The sequence below is a fragment of the Paenibacillus sp. MAHUQ-63 genome (assembly GCF_028765165.1).
Lineage (GTDB): Bacteria > Bacillota > Bacilli > Paenibacillales > NBRC-103111 > Paenibacillus_E.
Map to the genome: position 1 here is coordinate 850,855 of NZ_JARADB010000002.1, position 17,490 is coordinate 868,344.

General features: G+C 51.9%; 18 protein-coding genes. 15 read left to right on the top strand and 3 right to left on the bottom strand.

Features of this window, described 5'->3' with window-relative positions:
• Positions 1 to 134 precede the first annotated feature (134 nt).
• The 12 genes from PUT07_RS12110 to PUT07_RS12165 all read left to right on the top strand — a co-directional run bounded on the left by PUT07_RS12110 (position 135) and on the right by PUT07_RS12165 (position 13,571).
• The gene (locus PUT07_RS12110) at positions 135 to 611 is read left to right on the top strand and encodes a GNAT family N-acetyltransferase (RefSeq protein WP_274468259.1); all 477 of its coding nucleotides are present in this window, start codon (positions 135 to 137) and stop codon (positions 609 to 611) included.
• A 19-nt stretch (positions 612 to 630) separates the two neighbouring features.
• On the top strand, positions 631 to 1,653 hold the full coding sequence (locus PUT07_RS12115; RefSeq protein WP_274469303.1) for a lipoate--protein ligase: 1,023 nt from the start codon (positions 631 to 633) through the stop codon (positions 1,651 to 1,653).
• A 2-nt stretch (positions 1,654 to 1,655) separates the two neighbouring features.
• Positions 1,656 to 2,285: a histidine phosphatase family protein gene (locus PUT07_RS12120; protein WP_274468261.1), complete on the top strand. Its 630-nt coding sequence runs from the start codon at positions 1,656 to 1,658 to the stop codon at positions 2,283 to 2,285.
• Between the two features lie 144 nt (positions 2,286 to 2,429).
• Positions 2,430 to 3,398, top strand: coding sequence for an AAA family ATPase (locus PUT07_RS12125; RefSeq protein WP_274468262.1), 969 nt, complete (start codon positions 2,430 to 2,432; stop codon positions 3,396 to 3,398).
• Positions 3,399 to 3,625: 227 nt separating this feature from the next.
• Complete coding sequence (locus tag PUT07_RS12130) at positions 3,626 to 5,107, top strand: FTR1 family iron permease (RefSeq protein ID WP_274468263.1); 1,482 nt, start codon at positions 3,626 to 3,628, stop codon at positions 5,105 to 5,107.
• Positions 5,108 to 5,133: 26 nt separating this feature from the next.
• Positions 5,134 to 6,294, top strand: coding sequence for an EfeM/EfeO family lipoprotein (locus PUT07_RS12135; protein WP_274468264.1), 1,161 nt, complete (start codon positions 5,134 to 5,136; stop codon positions 6,292 to 6,294).
• 20 nt (positions 6,295 to 6,314) lie between these two features.
• On the top strand, positions 6,315 to 7,586 hold the full coding sequence (gene efeB, locus PUT07_RS12140) for an iron uptake transporter deferrochelatase/peroxidase subunit (protein WP_274468266.1): 1,272 nt from the start codon (positions 6,315 to 6,317) through the stop codon (positions 7,584 to 7,586).
• Between the two features lie 187 nt (positions 7,587 to 7,773).
• A complete protein-coding gene (hflX, locus tag PUT07_RS12145; protein ID WP_274468267.1) occupies positions 7,774 to 9,099 on the top strand; it encodes a GTPase HflX in 1,326 nt (441 codons plus the stop codon).
• A 32-nt stretch (positions 9,100 to 9,131) separates the two neighbouring features.
• Positions 9,132 to 10,352, top strand: a complete 1,221-nt coding sequence (locus PUT07_RS12150; RefSeq protein WP_379239783.1) for a methionine gamma-lyase family protein — start codon at positions 9,132 to 9,134, stop codon at positions 10,350 to 10,352.
• A 97-nt stretch (positions 10,353 to 10,449) separates the two neighbouring features.
• Positions 10,450 to 10,860 (top strand): MerR family transcriptional regulator, encoded by a 411-nt coding sequence (locus tag PUT07_RS12155; RefSeq protein ID WP_127451665.1) that lies wholly within the window; start codon positions 10,450 to 10,452, stop codon positions 10,858 to 10,860.
• 39 nt (positions 10,861 to 10,899) lie between these two features.
• Entirely contained in the window at positions 10,900 to 12,240 is a 1,341-nt protein-coding gene (glnA, locus tag PUT07_RS12160; protein WP_379239653.1) for a type I glutamate--ammonia ligase, read from the top strand.
• 92 nt (positions 12,241 to 12,332) lie between these two features.
• A complete protein-coding gene (locus tag PUT07_RS12165; RefSeq protein WP_274468272.1) occupies positions 12,333 to 13,571 on the top strand; it encodes an aminopeptidase in 1,239 nt (412 codons plus the stop codon).
• Here the strand turns inward: PUT07_RS12165 and PUT07_RS12170 are convergent, their stop codons facing one another.
• Both PUT07_RS12170 and lexA read right to left on the bottom strand, forming a co-directional pair.
• Complete coding sequence (locus PUT07_RS12170) at positions 13,572 to 14,030, bottom strand: hypothetical protein (protein ID WP_274468274.1); 459 nt, start codon at positions 14,028 to 14,030, stop codon at positions 13,572 to 13,574. It lies immediately after the preceding gene.
• A 411-nt stretch (positions 14,031 to 14,441) separates the two neighbouring features.
• Positions 14,442 to 15,059 (bottom strand): transcriptional repressor LexA, encoded by a 618-nt coding sequence (lexA, locus tag PUT07_RS12175; RefSeq protein WP_127451671.1) that lies wholly within the window; start codon positions 15,057 to 15,059, stop codon positions 14,442 to 14,444.
• Between the two features lie 148 nt (positions 15,060 to 15,207).
• Between lexA and PUT07_RS12180 the strand changes: the two genes are divergently transcribed.
• The 3 genes from PUT07_RS12180 to PUT07_RS12190 all read left to right on the top strand — a co-directional run bounded on the left by PUT07_RS12180 (position 15,208) and on the right by PUT07_RS12190 (position 16,764).
• On the top strand, positions 15,208 to 15,606 hold the full coding sequence (locus tag PUT07_RS12180; protein ID WP_274468275.1) for a LysM peptidoglycan-binding domain-containing protein: 399 nt from the start codon (positions 15,208 to 15,210) through the stop codon (positions 15,604 to 15,606).
• A 140-nt stretch (positions 15,607 to 15,746) separates the two neighbouring features.
• Positions 15,747 to 15,929, top strand: coding sequence for a DUF896 domain-containing protein (locus PUT07_RS12185; RefSeq protein WP_274468276.1), 183 nt, complete (start codon positions 15,747 to 15,749; stop codon positions 15,927 to 15,929).
• 43 nt (positions 15,930 to 15,972) lie between these two features.
• Positions 15,973 to 16,764: an HAD family hydrolase gene (locus PUT07_RS12190; protein WP_274469304.1), complete on the top strand. Its 792-nt coding sequence runs from the start codon at positions 15,973 to 15,975 to the stop codon at positions 16,762 to 16,764.
• A 76-nt stretch (positions 16,765 to 16,840) separates the two neighbouring features.
• Here the strand turns inward: PUT07_RS12190 and PUT07_RS12195 are convergent, their stop codons facing one another.
• A complete protein-coding gene (locus PUT07_RS12195; RefSeq protein ID WP_274468277.1) occupies positions 16,841 to 17,380 on the bottom strand; it encodes a 1,2-dihydroxy-3-keto-5-methylthiopentene dioxygenase in 540 nt (179 codons plus the stop codon).
• Positions 17,381 to 17,490 lie beyond the last annotated feature (110 nt).

A 17,490-nucleotide genomic window follows, 5' to 3' on the forward strand; every position in this document is an offset into this window, starting at 1 on the left:
AGATCCAAATAATACTAATAAATATACATATTAATGTATAAAAATACAATAACAAAAGTGGAAAAATCGGATTCATTGATGTAAGCTATGAAACAGCGGGGTGAATCGTAACGTTGCTGAAAGAAGGTGAACCATTGGATATTCGGATTCGTCCTGCGCAGGCCGAGGATTACGAAGCGGTGAATGCCATCATTCGCTTCGGTCAAGAGGAGCATGCCGCCGCTTTGCCCGACCGGTTCGCAAGATTGGATCGCGTCGTCGCGATGGGCTGGTACCGGAGCTTCGCCGATGTGCAGCATAAAGCGATCTTGGTCGCGGAGTTCGGCGAAATTGTCGTTGGCGTGGCGATGCTGGAGATGAAAAAGAGCCCGTCTTATGAGGCGCTGGTTCCTCGAACGTATGCTTATATGAACGAGCTTGCCGTATCGCCGGATTGCCAGCGTCGCGGTATCGGAACGCAGCTGTATAAGGCTTCGGCTGAGTGGGCGAAGGAACGGGGAGCCTCGTCGCTTGAACTGAATGTATGGGAGTTTAATGAGCGCGCTGTTGCGTTTTATCGTTCCATTGGAATGGTAACGCTGAACCGAACGATGTCAGCCGATTTAATTTAAGCAGGGAAGGAACATGACCATGCGATTTATCGATAACGAAGGAATAACAGATCCGCGCTTGAATTTGGCGATAGAGGAGTATGCATTAAGACATCTTCCGGATCAGGATACATATTTGCTCTTTTATATAAACGAACCGTCCATCATCATTGGCAAAAATCAAAATACGCTGGAGGAGATCAACCCGGACTATGTCAAAGCGCATAACCTGCACGTCGTTCGCAGGCTTTCCGGGGGCGGAGCGGTCTACCACGATTTGGGCAATTTGAATTTCAGCTTTATTACGAAGGACGACGGCAACTCTTTTCACAATTTTCAAAAGTTCACGGAGCCTGTTGTGGAAGCCCTTCGCCAGCTGGGCGTTGAGGCGGCGCTGACGGGGCGCAACGATATTCAGGTCGGAGAGCGCAAAATTTCCGGCAATGCACAATTTGCCACGAAAGGCCGGATGTTCAGTCACGGAACGCTGCTGTTCGATTCCGAGATTGAGAATGTCGTGTCCGCGCTGAAAGTCAGTCCGGACAAGATTCAGTCCAAAGGTATCAAATCGATTCGCAGCAGAGTGGCCAATATCGCCGAGTTTCTCCGCGAACCTATTACGATTGAGGATTTCCGCTTGCGGCTGCTGGCTTCTATCTTCGGCATGGCAGCCTCCGAAGTACCTACATACAAGCTGACCGCGGAAGATTGGAAGCAAATCCGTCAAATTTCCGAAGAACGCTACGGGAACTGGGACTGGAATTATGGCAAATCGCCGAAAAGCACGGTGCAAAACTTCAAAAGGTTCGAAGGCGTGGGCAAACTGGACGTGCGTCTGGCCATTGCAGAAGGCCATATTCAGGAGATCAAAATCTATGGCGATTTCTTCGGCGCCTCCGACGTCGCTGAGCTGGAAGATCGGCTGCGGGGCGTCAAATATGAGGAAGCCGCCATTCGGGAGCGGCTCGCCGGCGTTGATCTGCGCCGCTACTTCGGTGCGCTGGAGGAGGGCTCGCTCATCGATTTATTATTGCTAACTACATCCCGGGAGGGGGGCGTGTGAGCATGACCAAGCTTTATTTAATCCGCCATGGGGAAACGGAGTGGAACATAGAGCGAAGGCTGCAGGGGCATATGGACTCGCCGCTCACTTCCTTGGGGGAGCAGCAGGCAGTCTGGCTGTCTTATGCGTTAAAAGACATCCGATTTGACGCGCTGCACGCCAGCAGCAGCGGCCGGGCGCTGCATACGGCCCATATCATCAAAGGCGGCCGCGACCTGCCCGTGCAAGCTTCCGACGATTGGCGGGAAATGCATTTGGGCGCGTGGGAAGGGCGTATTTCGGATGAGTTCGAGGCAGAAGAACCGGATAACTTTCATGCTTTCTGGCGTTCGCCCGAGCTGTATATGGCTGCACAAGGGGGCGAGACCTATGCGGGGCTTCAAGCCCGCGTCCTGCCGGCGCTGCAGCGGCTTCTGGCGGCTCATGAAGGGCAGACGATCGCGCTCGTTTCCCACACGGTCACGCTGAAGGTCATCATGGCTTATTTCGAGGGACGGGCGCTTGCCGATCTGTGGAATCCTCCTTATTATCATCCTACCTGCCTGAGTCTTGTCGAGATGGAGCGGAATGAGCCCCGGATTCGCCTTCATGCCGATATATCGCATATTCAAGACGAAGCCTTTGGTTTCTGAACAGGTGAAGCTTCCGGACCGTCCGGAGGCTTCTTCCAATTACAGGGCAATTCTGCGGTCTAAAAAGCCCGATTGCCGCGTAGGATGGAGAGATACCATCCATTTCCCATCCATCGAAACCAACTTGTAAACGGGGTGATCCTCATGAGTGGTCGAAGCTTGCCCTCCAGACAGATTAACATCGTACTCAGGCAGCCGGAGCATCGGCGAGCGATTGATGGAGCAGGCGACCCGATTCACGCTTCGCCGCTGGCTGATGCCGAACCGCAGCAAACCGGAAAAAGGACGCCTTCCGAGGGTCCGTTATCGGATATTTTCAAAGAGTTGAATCAATTGATAGGCCTCGATAATGTCAAAGCGTTGGTCCACGAAATTTATGCGCTCCTGCAAATTTCGCAATTCCGCGCGGAAGCCGGCCTGCTTAGTAATGCACATGTGTACCATATGATTTTCAAAGGGAGTCCAGGAACAGGGAAAACAACGGTGGCAAGGCTAATGGGCCGTATGTTTCATGCCATGGGAGTGCTCAGCAAGGGGCATTTCATCGAAGTGGAGCGTGCCGATCTGGTAGGGGAATATATCGGGCATACCGCGCTCAAGACGAGGGAATTGATGAAAAAGGCGATGGGCGGCATCCTCTTCATTGACGAAGCCTATAGTTTGGCGCGGGGCGGGGACAAAGATTTCGGGAAGGAATCCATCGATGCGCTGGTCAAGGGGATGGAGGATAAGAAGAATGACTTTATTCTGATTCTTGCGGGCTACAGCGATGAAATGGAGCAGTTTCTCGCGACGAATCCCGGGCTCCCCTCCCGTTTCCCGATTCAGATTGACTTCGAGGATTATCCGATCGAACAATTGGTGCAGATTACGGAGCTGATGGCCAAAGAGCGGGAGTACGTCCTTTTGCCGCAGACGGTGATGAAGTTGAAGCAGCATCTGGCGGAGGAGAAGGCTGCGACCTGGCGGGCTTTCAGCAATGCAAGGTATGTGCGCAACATCCTGGAGAAAGCGATGAGGCACCAAGCGGTGCGGCTTCTGAGCCAATATGTGAACGCGCCGTCGAAGTCGGAGTTAATGTCGATACGGCCGGAGGATATGAGATTCAAATGAGATTTACCCGGAATTCGGGGAGTCAGGTTCGATGTGCAGTGAATGCGAACATAGCAAGAGAATGCTTCCATTTTGATGGAATTGGCATTCTCTTTTTTTTTATTTTGCATAAAGCAATTGACAGGTTGAAAGAACCGAGTAAAATAGACAGAGTAATTATGACACTGATAATCATTATCAAGCAATGTGATAGAAGACATTGTAGGTTCGCGAGGAGGCGAAACAACATGCCCAAAATGTTGATAGCCAGTTGGATTGCACTGTTCATGTTTTTTTCCGTGCCATTTACTGTTATGGCGAAAGCGGAGGATGATTTGGCCAAGGAAGATCAGAGCATCGTGCTTGCCATACAGGCTGCGGAGAGCGGCAACGTGAAGGAAGCGTCCGAACGGTTCGACAAGTTCCAAATAAACTGGCTAGGCTATGAGGATGGTGTGAAGCAGCGTTCGCTAGCTGCGTATCAAAAGATCGAACAAGCGATGGGAGAGATCGCCTTTCAAACCGTGAAGCAGCCTGTCGATGTCTCTAAGCTTATTGCCGGGCTGAAAGAGCTCCATACGCTCAACCAGAGCTTCGTTGACGGTAATTTGGATGCTTTCGGCCAAGCCGCTCAAGGAGACGCTCAAGTCACGGTGGCTTCCCTCGTCACTTTGCTGGAGAAGGCGTCAGGACAGCTAAAGGAGAACGATGTGCAGGGTGCTGCGGCCAGCATTGAAGAGCTGCGGTCCTCTTGGCTGCAGATTGAGGGGATCGTTCTGACACAGTCCTCGGAAATCTATTCTTCGATGGAGAGGGATATGGTTACAGCCTATGCCCAGTTGTCTGCGGTTCCTGCGAAGGTAAGCGATGCATCGGCAACGATCGCCCGCATGCATGCGGATCTAAGCCCGCTTGCTGCCAAGACCAGATATACGATGCTGGATGCAACGACGATTTTGATCCGGGAAGGCTTGGAAGCTCTATTGGTTATCATCGCCCTGCTGGGGTTCTTAAATAAATCGGGTCACAGTGATAAAAAACGTTGGATCTGGTTCGGTGTACTGGGCGGTTTACTGGTCAGCGTCGCACTTGGCGTCGTTGTACAGCAGCTGTTCTCAGCCAGCGCCTTCGGTAACAATAATTTCTTGATTGCCGGTTGTACCGGTATTTTTGCAGCGCTTATGCTGCTGTATATGAGCTACTGGCTGCACAGCAAATCCAGCGTTTCGAATTGGCAGAAATACATACGGGATCAAAGTGTCAAGGCGCTGGCAACCGGGAGTCTTGTGTCCCTGAGCTTGCTGGCCTTCCTGGCCGTGTTCCGTGAAGGGACGGAAACAGTCCTCTTCATGATCGGGATGGCGTCCTCGATATCTTTGAGCTCTTTATTAGGCGGAATTGGCATCGGCGTGTTCATTCTGCTGCTCGTGGCTTTCCTTATTCTCAAAATCGGCTTACGCATTCCGATGCGGCCATTCTTTCTCATTTCCAGCATATTCGTCTTTTATTTATGCTTTAAATTCGCCGGGATGGGCGTTCACGGACTTCAACTGGCCGGATATTTGCCCGCAACGACAGAGTCTTGGCTGCCCAGCTGGGAATTCGTTGCCTTGTATCCGACCCTGGAGAGCACGATTCCGCAGCTTCTGCTGCTGTTTAGCGCCATGATTGCCGTCATGTGGCAGCGGCTTAAAGCCTTTCAGAGCAATAACAGTACGGTCTACAAATAATTTAATGTAAGAGGAGAATATCACTCATGAACAAAAAACTCATTGTCTTAGCGGCAGCAGCAACGGTGATGCTGGCAGGCTGCGGGAAAACGGAGCCTGCCGAAGTGGCGAAGGTGCCTTTCAAGGAAGGGTCGGCTGCCTTGATCGCAAGCATAGACGGGCTGAAAACGCAGCTTGATAGCAGCAAAGTGAAGGATGCGAAGAAACTCTCCACGCAGCTTGAAGCGCAGTGGGCGAGTTTCGAAGACGAAGTGAAGCCCAAATATCCGGAGTTGTATTTTAAAGTGGAGAAATTCCTCATTCCGCTTGAAGCTGGGCTGAAGCAAGACAAACTGGATTATGCGGCATTAACGGCACTCAATACCAATCTGAAGACGGCGTTAACCGAACTCGCATCGTCCTTCGCAGAGAATAAAGGCGCGGTGAATAAGGATGTGATCGCTGCATCCCAGGAGCTTCAGGCGGCAGCCAAAGCCTACAACCAATATGTCCAGGAGCAAGGCAAGCAATTGGTTGCCGGTCTTGAACAGCTGGATGCCGCCGTGAAAAGCGGTGATTTGAAAAAAGCCCAGGAAGCCTATGGCCAGTCCCGGATGCCATACGAAAGAATAGAACCGATTATCGAAACGTTCAGTGAGTTGGATGGCGTTATGGATGCTCGCGTAGATGATTTCAAAAACGAGAAGGATCCCGACTTCACAGGCTATCACCGAATTGAGCATCTGCTGTTCGTGAAGAAAAGCGTGAAAGAGGCTGAGCCGTTCTCATCGCGTTTGTTGGAAGACGGGAAGAAAATGCAGCAAGCCATTGCGGCAACAACGATCGAAGCGTCGGACTTCATCGCTGGAGTCGGGGAACTGATGGAGGAAGCTCAGTCCAGTAAAATTACCGGTGAAGAGGAACGCTGGAGCGGTGCGACCATTCCGGTAATCCGAGCGAACGTAGAAGGCGCGCAAGCGATCTATGATCTGGTCAAACCGGAGCTGAAGAAGAAAGATGCTGCCCTGGACGACAAAATTTCCAAGAGTATGACGGCCGTCATAGAAGCGATGAATACCCTTTCGCCGGCAGGTGCAGCGTGGACGGATTTCGGCAAGCTGGATCAGACCAAGCAGATCGATTTGAAAAATAAATTGGAAGCCCTGGCGGAACCGCTCGTGAAGATGCCGGGAACGCTCAGTAAATAATCCTTGGAGGGGAGCGGGCAATGCCAGATAAAATGAATCGCCGGGCATTTCTAGGCATGACGGCGGCAGGAGCGGCCGGGCTTGTTTTGGGTCAATTGCTGGACAAAGCGCAGGAAGGCGTGACCGGCAGTACGAAGAAGAGCATGGCCTCGGCGGATGCGCCGAACGAAACGATCTCCTTCTATGGCCCTCACCAAACCGGAGTCTTGACGCCGGCTCAAAACTTCGCCAACATGGCGGCGTTCGACGTGACCACTTCCGATGTGCAGGAATTGAAAGAGCTGCTCAAGACATGGACGGAAATGGCGGCAACGCTGATGGCGGGCAAGCCTCTGGCCGCTGAGCCGCAGGAAGCGGGATTTCCCCCGACAGATACCGGTGAGCAGATCGGTCTGGATACGGGCAAGCTAACGTTAACTTTTGCAATAGGGGCCACACTTTTTGAAAAGGACGGGGTTGACCGGTTCGGCATTCGTGCGCGGAAGCCGGCAGGTTTGACCGAGATGCCGATCTTTCACAAAGATTCGTTACAGGATCAATTGACGCACGGGGATTTGCTCATTCAGGCATGTTCGGACGATCCGATGATCTGTTTCCATGCGATTCGCAATTTGGCCAAGGCGGCTCGCGGCGTGGCTCATTTGCGCTGGCAGCAGACAGGTCAGTTGGGCGTGAAATCGCAAGGTACGAAGCGCAATCTGTTCGGCTTCAAGGATGGCACGAATAATCCCGCATTGAATGACGATACGTTCATGAAGAATAACGTGTGGATCGACGGCAGCGATGGCGCTCCATGGCTGGCCGGGGGGACTTTCATGGTTGTCAGGCGCATTCAGATGCGGATTGAAACCTGGGATCAACAGACATACGCCGATCAAGAGGAAATCATCGGCCGCCAGAAAGTATCGGGTGCGCCGCTCGATGGACAGAATGAATTGGACCAGCCTGATTTCGCCGGAGATCCGGCAGGGAAAGTGACGGCGCTTGACTCCCATATTCGGCTTTCGAACCCGCGCAACGGTGAGCAGTCCGAGAGGGAGCGCATCCTGCGCAGAGGCTACAATTTCATGGAGAACTTGGATAGTGTCGGCCGGCTGAGCGCGGGTCTGCTGTTTGTGTGTTTCAACCGGAATATCCAGACTCAATTCGAATCCATTCAGAAGCGTCTGACGAATCCCAAGCTTCCGGATCAGATGCTGGCCTATACGGAAACGACTGGCGGAGGCTACTTTGCCGTACTCCCCGGAGTTGCCGCGAAGGAATCTTATTTGGGCCAAAGTTTATTTGTGTAACATTGGTGGAAAGCTACCGGAAGGCTGCAGGCCTTTCGGTTTTTTTGTGCGCCTTCGTTATAATAGAATTTTCCGGCTGACGCAAATTGACTTTCCCAAGCATTTCCTCCACAATTGATGAGGGAATCCGCTGCATGACGGGCGATTCCAATCGTGAACCCGCGAGGCCAAAGGAGACGACAAGCTTATGAAATTAAATTCACATATGGTTGAAAAAGAGATCGATGACCGCGCCATCCTCGTTAGTCTGGTAACCCAGCAGCAGAAGCGGAATGAAGCTATCGCTGCGTATTCCCTGCAGGAGCTAGTGAAATTGGCCGAAACTGCAGGTGTGCAGGTTTTGGAGACGATGACGCAGAACAAAGAAACGAAGGACACCAAGTGGTTTATCGGCAAAGGGAAGGTCGATGAGCTGAAGGCGAGGCTGGAGGAGCTCGGCGGGAACACCGCTATTTTCGATCAAGAGCTTTCGGGCGCTCAAGTACGCAATCTGGAGGCGGCTCTGGATGTCAAAATCATTGACCGCACGCAGTTGATTCTGGATATATTCGCGCAGCGGGCCAAAACCCGCGAGGGCATCATTCAGGTCGAATTGGCGCAGCTGTCTTACTTGCTTCCAAGGCTATCCGGACAAGGGAAGAACCTCTCCAGACTCGGCGGCGGTATCGGTACCAGAGGACCGGGGGAGTCGAAGCTGGAGACGGACCGCCGGCATATCCGCGGCCGCATCGACGAATTGAAGGCGCAGCTGGAGGAGGTTGTACGCCACCGCAACCTGCACCGGGAACGCCGGAAGAAGACCGGGGTGTTTCAAGTCGCTTTGGTTGGCTATACGAACGCAGGCAAGTCCACATTATTGAAACAATTAACGCAAGCCGACGTCTATATTGAGAATCAGCTGTTCGCAACGCTGGATCCGACATCCAGGACGATGGAATTGCCGAGCGGCAAGGAAATCGTTCTAACCGATACGGTCGGTTTCATTCAGAATTTGCCGCACGATCTGGTTGCATCCTTCCGCGCAACCTTGGAGGAGGCGAACGAAGCGGATTTGATCTTGCACGTAGTCGACAGCTCAACCGATATGCGCAACGAGCAGATGCGCGTCGTCGGAGAAGTGCTTGAGGAGCTCGGTGCGCATCAGAAGGAGCAGCTGACGGTTTTCAACAAGATCGACGCCTGCACGCCGGAAGAGCGCGAGATGCTGACCGCCGAGGGCGAGTTTTTGAAAATCAGCGCATTCCAGGAGGAAGACTTGGAGCGGCTGCGGTTCGCGATCCAAGAGAAGCTGATGGGGGAGAGCAAGGAGTTCCGGATCCCGGCGGACAAAGGCGATGTCATTTCGCTCATGTACCGGATCGGTGATGTGCTGGAGACCGGTGTTGACGGCGAGGATATGCTGTTCAAAGTCCGCGTGAACAAGGATGATTATGTGAAAGTGGCATATCAATTGGTTGCGTATGACCAACAAGCTTCACTGGAGCTTCACAACAACGAGGGAGAGACTTATTAATCATGCAATTTGGGGATAAAGTAATGAAATTGATGGAAAGCGCGGAGCGGCAAGCCGAAAGCGCTTTGCGTCAAATCGAACAAACGATAGACCTTAATCAATGGAAAGTGATCGGTGCTTTTCAGAAACATAAAGTAAGCGATTATCATTTCGCCTCTTCGACAGGCTACGGCTATAATGACCGGGGACGCGAAGTGCTCGATCTCGTGTACGCCGATGCGATGGGAGCGGAGGCGGCGCTGGTGAGGCCTCATTTCGTATCCGGGACGCATACGATCGGCACCGCATTGTTCGGTGTGCTGCGCCCAGGTGAACATCTACTTTACATCACGGGGAAGCCCTATGACACATTGCATAAAGTGATCGGGAAGCCGGGCGACGGTACCGGCTCGCTGCAGGACTTCGGCATCGGCTACGGCGAAGTCGCTTTGACGGAAGAGGGAGCGCCGGACTGGGCGGCCATCTCCGCAGCCATCCAGCCGAATACGAAGGTGATCGGCATTCAGCGCTCGCGCGGCTATTCGTGGCGGCCGTCGTTCACCATTGAGCAAATCGGCGAAATGGTTCGTTTCGTCAAGGAAATCAAGCCGGACGTTATCGTATTCGTCGATAATTGTTACGGCGAGTTTACCGAGCTCCAGGAGCCGACGCAGGTTGGCGTCGATCTCATGGCCGGCTCGCTGATCAAGAACCCGGGCGGCGGCATCGCCCCGTCCGGCGGCTATATCGCCGGCCGGCAGCACCTCGTGGATCTTGCCGCCTACCGGTTGACCGCCCCGGGCATCGGGGGCGAGGTCGGGGCCATGCTCGGGGCGACGCGAGCCATGTTTCAAGGGCTGTTCCTTGCCCCGCATCTGGTTGGGCAAGCCGTCAAGGGCTCGGTGTTCGCGGCGGCTGTGTTCGAACAGCTGGGCTTTGAGAGCCATCCGCGTTGGGACGCTCCGCGGACGGATCTGATCCAGGCGATCCGCTTCACGTCCGCGGAGCATCTGATCACGTTCGTGCAGGGCATCCAGAAGGCGGCTGCCGTCGATTCGCACGTCGTGCCGGAGCCGTGGGATATGCCGGGTTACGAGCATCCCGTCATTATGGCGGCAGGCACCTTCATCCAGGGAGGCAGCTTAGAATTGTCCGCCGATGCGCCGATCCGCGAGCCGTACATTGCGTACATGCAGGGTGGACTCACCTATTCACACTGCAAGTTAGGGGTGTTGACGGCGATCCAACATATGGTAGACAAGGGATTGCTTTGAAAATTTTAGACTGTGAACAAACCTTACACTCCTTGACACGTTTTTGTTACTTAGGTACAATATAGGAGAGGTACTTAACTTTGCAGGAGTGATTAGCATGAGTGATGAAATACGTAGAAATATGGCGTTATTCCCGATTGGGATCGTCATGAAGCTGACCGATTTAACCGCGAGACAGATTCGATATTACGAGCAGCATGAGCTCATTATTCCAGCCAGAACAGGCGGCAATCAACGACTCTATTCCTTTAACGATGTAGAACGGCTACTTGAGATTAAAGATCTGATTGAAAAAGGTGTGAATATCGCTGGGATCAAGCAAGTGCTCATCCCGGTCGATAAAGATTCGGAAGATGCTACGATTTTGAACGAGCATACGGAAGTTAAGCGTAAAGAGTTAACCGATTCCCAACTGCACAAAATGCTTAAGCAGCAGTTGATCGGCGGGGGAAAACGTCCGGATCAAGTTTCATTGATTCAAGGTCAGCTCTCCCGGTTTTATAAATAACGTTTCGTAAGCGCTTGTAACAATGAGAGGAGAATGAACTTGACTTACAACAACAATCCTACCAAAGAAGACATTTTACGCATTGCCAAAGAAGAGAACGTCCGGTTCATTCGCTTGCAGTTTACGGATTTGATGGGCAGCATTAAGAACGTTGAGATTCCTTTCAGCCAATTGGAGAAAGCGCTTGACAACAAAATGATGTTCGACGGTTCTTCGATCGAAGGCTATGTGCGCATTGAAGAGTCGGATATGTATCTGTATCCGGATTTGAATACATGGGTCATTTTCCCGTGGGTGACGGAAGGCAAAGTTGCCCGTTTGATCTGTGACATTTACTTGCCGGATGGCCGTCCGTTCCCTGGGGATCCCCGTCAAATTTTGAAAAATGCGCTGAAGCAAGCGGAAGAAATGGGTTACACGGCCATGAACGTCGGGCCTGAGCCGGAGTTCTTCCTGTTCAAAACCGACGAGAAAGGCAACCCGACGACGGAGTTGAACGACCAAGGCGGTTATTTCGACTTGGCGCCGATGGACCTCGGCGAAAACTGCCGCCGCGACATCGTCTTAACTTTGGAAGAAATGGGCTTCGAAATCGAAGCTTCCCATCACGAAGTGGCGCCTGGCCAGCATGAGATCGATTTCAAATATGCCGATGCGATCCAAGCGGCTGACCAGATCCAGACATTCAAGCTCGTTGTCAAAACCGTAGCCCGACAGCACGGCCTGCACGCATCCTTCATGCCTAAACCATTGTTCGGCATGAACGGCTCCGGTATGCACTGCCACCAATCGCTGTTCAAAGGCGATGTCAACGCGTTCTATGACGAGAGCGACAAGTTAGGTTTAAGTAACGTAGCGAGACATTATATGGCAGGTGTACTGCGCCATGCGCGTTCTTTCGCGGCGATTACGAACCCTACCGTTAACTCATACAAGCGTCTTGTCCCAGGCTACGAAGCTCCTTGCTATGTAGCATGGTCGGCGAGCAACCGTTCTCCGATGATTCGGATCCCGGCTTCCCGCGGTCTGAGCACGCGCGTTGAAGTGCGCAATCCGGATCCGGCTGCTAATCCGTACCTCGCGCTGGCAGTCATGCTGGCCGCAGGTCTGGACGGCATTAAGAACAAAATGCAGCTCCCTCCTCCAACCGACCGCAACATCTATGTGATGACGGAAGAAGAGAGAGAAAGCCAAGGCATTCCAAGCTTGCCGCTGAACTTGAAGCAAGCGTTGGACGAACTGATTCGCGATGAAGTGATCTGCGACACCCTCGGCGAGCATGCTCTGGCTCATTTCTACGAATTGAAAGAGATCGAATGGGATATGTATAGAACGCAAGTTCATCAGTGGGAAAGAGATCAATATCTGTCCCTGTACTAGAACGAAGCGTAACAATTAGATAGATCAGCCCGTCAGTTACATGCTTGGCATGGACTGATGGGCTTTTTCATGCGAAGGAGCGGGAACGACGAATGGACAACTTTATGAAAAACTTAGAAAAATATGCCGAACTGGTTGTGAGAATCGGCGTTAATTTGAACAAAGGTCAAGACCTCATGATCGAATCGCCGATCGAGTGTCTGGAGTTGACGAGAATGATCGTCAAGAAGGCTTATGAAGCCGGTGCGAATTACGTTCAAGTGAACTGGCAGGATGATGTTGTGACCCGCAGCCGGTTGGCGTATGCCCACGACGATGCGCTTGATTATTATCCGAAGTGGCATACGGACATGCTGGAGCGCTTTGTCGAGAACGGCGGGGCTTTGCTGAATATCAAAGTGCCTGATCCTGATCTCTACGCGGGCCTTGATGCCGCCGTCATCTCCAGAGCTTCCAAAGCGGCGGCGACAGCGCGGTCCAAATATCAGCAGTATGTAAGAACGAGTACGTTCAGTTGGTGTTTGATCAAAGCCCCGACAACCGCCTGGGCCTCGAAAGTTTATGCGGATCTTCCGGAGGATCAGCGGGTGGAAGCGATGTGGGATGCGGTATTCCGCTTCAATCGCGTGTATGAAGATGATCCGGTGGCGGCGTGGCGGACGCATATCGAGCAGTTGAAGCGCGTTCGGAAGGTGCTGAACGAGAAGCAGTATGCCGCGCTGCAATACCGCGCTGCGGGGACGGATCTGCGCGTCGAGCTGCCGGCGGATCATATCTGGCTGGGCGGCGATAAGGCGAACGCCAGCGGCATCCGGTTCGTTGCGAACATGCCGACGGAGGAAGTGTTCACGATGCCTAAGCGGACAGGCGTTCATGGGACGGTTGCCAGCACGATGCCGCTTAATATCAACGGGGCGCTTGTCGATAAGTTCTCGTTCACCTTCGAGAACGGGAAAGTGGTGGATTACCAAGCCGAAGTCGGGTACGAGCACTTGGCAAGGCTGTTGGAGATGGACGAAGGGGCCCGTTATTTGGGCGAAGTCGCGCTTGTTCCCTACGATTCTCCGATCTCTAATGTGAAGCGGATCTTTTATAATACGGGAATTGACGAGAATGCCTCCTGCCACCTTGCCTTGGGCAGCTGCTATCCGATCAATATGAAAGACGGCGCCTCGCTGTCGAACGAAGAGCTGAAAGCCAGGGGAGGGAACACCAGCTTGATCCATGTGGACTTCATGGTTGGAACTTCCGATCTGGAGATCGACGGAGAGCTGCCGGACGGCCGCGTGGAGCCTATTTTCCGTGCGGGCAACTGGGCGCTTGCGTTTTAATTATTTGCTTTCAAAAAGTGTTCGTATGCTGTTCGTTAATTGTTCATTGTATAGATAGTAATGGCCGCCTGTGCTGTTCGGGGTGAAGCTGAATTTCACCTGTTTGTTCTCCAGCAGCGACACCGCGTATAGAAAGCCCGCACGGTCTTCTTGATTCGGATCCGGCTGGAATACCGTATCTCGTACTTGGTTGATCCATTGCTGTACGTTCGCCGGGTCGGTGAATGATTTCAATTCGCCGGTGGATCCGCTGCGGATTTCGATGGCATCTACCTTGGTCAGATCGCCCGGGTACAGCTCTTGGAGCGTCTTGGCGGTTAAGGGGGGAGCGGGATCGGCAGGATCGGCGGAGCCGCAGCTGGACAGCAGCAGGATGGTGAGCGCTAGGAGCAGCATGGTTGGGATTCTAGGAAGAATTCTGAAAGGGATACTGAAAGGGATACTGAAACGGATTCTCATGGGCGTGACCTCCAGGATCGGGTTATCATTCATTAAACGAACAGAAGCATGAAAATGTTCCCAATAAAAAGCGCTGAACGACTGGTTATTTAGTCGTTTTGGCGCTTTTTTGTTGGATCTTTAGCATAGCACACGCCCGAGCGGGTTAACTGGAATTTCTCCCGTTATTTAAGGGGAAAGAGGCTCCCGCAGCAAGTTAACTGGAAAATTTCCTGTTATTTCCACGGCATTTCCTGCAATCGACCTCGAATCGCTTTTTTTAGCGGGAGAAATTCCAGCTATTCACTCAGGAAGCCGAAACCAGGTTGAAATAACTGGAGCTTTTCCAGCTACCGGCCGGCAGGGCAAGGATGCCGGCTTCCAAGCAATTCCAAATAAAAAAGCCGCCTATTCAAGCCAGGCGGCTTTCTCTTACATATCTCTGAAAAGTCCGATAACGCGTCCGAGGATCGTGACGTTCTTCAATAGAATCGGCTTCAATGCGGAGTTCTCCGGCTGCAGACGAATATGGTCCTTCTCCTTATAGAAGCGTTTCACCGTCGCTTCGTCATCTTCCGTCATGGCTACGACGATGTCGCCGTTATTTGCCGTCTGCTGCTGCTTGACGATGACATAGTCGCCGTTATGAATGCCAGCCTCGATCATACTGTCCCCCATAACGCTGAGCATAAACACATTGTTGTCGCCGACCATGCTGACTGGCAGTGGGAAGTAGTCTTCGATGTTCTCCGTGGCCGTAATCGGCACCCCAGCAGTAACTTTACCTACGAGCGGTACGCGCGCAACGGATACGGCGAAATGCGTTTCTGCGCCGTCTAACCCGAGAATCTCGATAGCTCTAGGCTTCGTCGGATCCCGGCGGATCAAACCTTTCTTCTCAAGGCGCTCCAAATGGCCGTGAACCGTAGAACTGGAGGCTAGTCCGACAGCCTCGCCGATTTCGCGTACGGAAGGCGGGTAGCCCTTATCTTTCACTTCGTTCTTAATGTATTCCAAAATAGCTTGCTGACGCTGCGAAATCTTACTCAATAGTTATCACTCCAATACTGGGAATCATTACCCAAAGTATAACATAGAACCCGAGTTCGTACAAACATAAGTTCGAGAAAATCCGTTGACACAAACAAGTGTTCGTGTTATTCTAATACCAGAACAAATGTTTGGGAGATGATGAATCATGTATATGGCTTACACACAGAACAATCAATCACGCACACCTCATAGATCCGCTTCAGTGTCCGAAGTAATCACAACGATCAAACAACGTCACACGAAAGCAATGATCCGCTTAGTAATTATTGTAATGATACTAGGCACTGTGTTCTCATTTGGTGCTATGGTACAAGCTTATGCGGCTTCCACGACATCACCGACAGCAAGCGTACCCGTTCACACGGTCTCCAAGGCGGAGGTGCACCAGAAGATCGTTATTCAAGCTGGAGATACGCTCTGGGCTATCGCGGAAGCGAATAAGCACAGCAAGGAGAACGTACGTTCCTACATAGATAAGATTAAATCATTAAACCATCTTGCAACAAGTTCTTTGAATGAAGGGCAAGTGCTGTTGCTCCCCTAGCTCTCGGGCATAAACTGAATAGAGTAAGAACTGAAAGAGGCTTGGACATGATCCGATGGCTCTTTTTGTCGTTTTCTTGACAATCCCGTAGAGGGATGGCAAAGTAATAGTCATATTGACATTTGGACTGGAGGATCACTATGAGCGACAGTATGGAGAAAAACATCGAGCGCATCAATGAGCTAGCACGCAAAGCGAAAACCGTCGGCTTGACGGACGCAGAAATCGATGAACGCAATGAGCTCAGAAGAATTTATATCGAGGCTTTTCGAGGCAATCTTAAAGTTCAGCTTGATTCTATCAAGTTCACGGACGAAGAGTAATTGCTCGTTCACATAGAGACAACATTCAAAGGGGAAATGAATGATGACGTTGAAGGCTGTACTTTTTGATTTGGATGACACGCTGTTATGGGACGACCGTAGTGTGCAGGAAGCGTTCGATGCGACTTGTGAGGAAGCTGCGCGGCATGCTGCCGTTAACCCGGAGGAGCTGGAAGCTGCCGTTCGCAAAGAAGCCCGGGCCTTGTATGAATCTTATGAGACGTTCCCGTTTACGAAAATGATTGGCATTAATCCGTTCGAGGGACTATGGGCGAATTTCACGCAAGGCGAGAATGAGAATTTCCGCAAGCTGCAGCAATTAGCACCTGGCTACCGCACGGAGTCGTGGACCCGCGGGCTGCGCGCGCTTGGCATTGAAGACCGCGAGCTGGGGTACAAGCTTGGGGAGCTTTTCCCGGCAGAACGCCGCAAGCGGCCGCTCGTCTATGAGGAAACGTTCCGCGTTCTCGATGCGTTGAAAGGGAAGTACCAACTGCTCTTGTTAACGAACGGATCTCCCGATTTGCAGAAGGAAAAGCTGGCAGGCGTACCTGACATTTCCGGCTATTTTGACCACATTGTCATCTCCGGCGAGTTCGGGGTTGGGAAACCGGATGTATCCATTTTCCATCATGCATTAGGGTTGCTGGGGATCCAACCTGAAGAAGGCATCATGATCGGCGATAAACTGACAACCGATATTCTTGGTTCGGGCAGCGTCGGCATGAGGAACATTTGGATCAATCATCATGGCTTGCAAAGCGGAGATGAGATTGTCCCTGCGTTCGAGGTTTCCAGGCTGCAAGATATTTTGCCGATTATCGCGAACGCCTAGTCCGGCAAACAGAACAAAGCCCAACGGCGATTGGACCGAATGTCCAGTGCTGTTGGGCTTTGCTCTTATCATGTAATTAAGCTTTGATAAAGGACGGGTCATCCACGTTGTAAGCGACCCAGCCGTCTTTCTCAATGAACAGGCGGACAGCTACGATTTGGCGGTTATCCATCAAGGTGAAGAAATGGTTTGTGTTCTCAGGAACGGAGATCACATCGCCAGGCTCCAGCTCAACGTCGAAATAGCCGATTTCCTCGGATTTGATGATGAAGATACCTTTACCGGATACGATTGCACGGATCTCATCTTCCGTGTGCGTATGGACTTGTTCGAATTTCTTAAGCAAATCTTCAATGTTAGGCGTCGCATCGGACAGGGAAATGACATCCCAAATCTCGTAGCCGCGTCTTGCCGCCAAATCGCGGATTTCCGGCTCATAAGCCGAGATGATTTGCGCTTTCTCTTCGTCGCTCAGGACGAATTTCTCGCGAAGCGCCTCAGGAAGCTTATTTGTATCCCAATGTTCGTACACGACATTTTGACTATCCAGGAACGCTTTGACCTGCTCTTCGCCTACAATGCGTTCATCCGTATTGCGGATTCTAATCTGTGCCACACTACATCCCTCTTTCTAAAGTAAATATACTTGTATTATAGTGGAAATGATGCGCCCTGTCGATGGAAGAACATAAGATTATCCGATCAATCCTATAGGTATTAATGATA

Excerpts from the sequence above, each read along its gene's own strand:
- PUT07_RS12115 (WP_274469303.1), top strand. The coding sequence starts at position 631 with ATGCGATTTATCGATAACGAAGGAATAACAGATCCGCGCTTGAATTTG.
- PUT07_RS12120 (WP_274468261.1), top strand. The coding sequence starts at position 1,656 with ATGACCAAGCTTTATTTAATCCGCCATGGGGAAACGGAGTGGAACATA.
- PUT07_RS12125 (WP_274468262.1), top strand. The coding sequence starts at position 2,430 with ATGAGTGGTCGAAGCTTGCCCTCCAGACAGATTAACATCGTACTCAGG.
- PUT07_RS12130 (WP_274468263.1), top strand. The coding sequence starts at position 3,626 with ATGCCCAAAATGTTGATAGCCAGTTGGATTGCACTGTTCATGTTTTTT.
- PUT07_RS12135 (WP_274468264.1), top strand. The coding sequence starts at position 5,134 with ATGAACAAAAAACTCATTGTCTTAGCGGCAGCAGCAACGGTGATGCTG.
- efeB (WP_274468266.1), top strand. The coding sequence starts at position 6,315 with ATGCCAGATAAAATGAATCGCCGGGCATTTCTAGGCATGACGGCGGCA.
- hflX (WP_274468267.1), top strand. The coding sequence starts at position 7,774 with ATGAAATTAAATTCACATATGGTTGAAAAAGAGATCGATGACCGCGCC.
- PUT07_RS12150 (WP_379239783.1), top strand. The coding sequence starts at position 9,132 with ATGGAAAGCGCGGAGCGGCAAGCCGAAAGCGCTTTGCGTCAAATCGAA.
- PUT07_RS12155 (WP_127451665.1), top strand. The coding sequence starts at position 10,450 with ATGAGTGATGAAATACGTAGAAATATGGCGTTATTCCCGATTGGGATC.
- PUT07_RS12165 (WP_274468272.1), top strand. The coding sequence starts at position 12,333 with ATGGACAACTTTATGAAAAACTTAGAAAAATATGCCGAACTGGTTGTG.
- PUT07_RS12170 (WP_274468274.1), bottom strand. The coding sequence starts at position 14,030 with ATGAGAATCCGTTTCAGTATCCCTTTCAGTATCCCTTTCAGAATTCTT.
- PUT07_RS12180 (WP_274468275.1), top strand. The coding sequence starts at position 15,208 with ATGTATATGGCTTACACACAGAACAATCAATCACGCACACCTCATAGA.
- PUT07_RS12185 (WP_274468276.1), top strand. The coding sequence starts at position 15,747 with ATGAGCGACAGTATGGAGAAAAACATCGAGCGCATCAATGAGCTAGCA.
- PUT07_RS12190 (WP_274469304.1), top strand. The coding sequence starts at position 15,973 with ATGACGTTGAAGGCTGTACTTTTTGATTTGGATGACACGCTGTTATGG.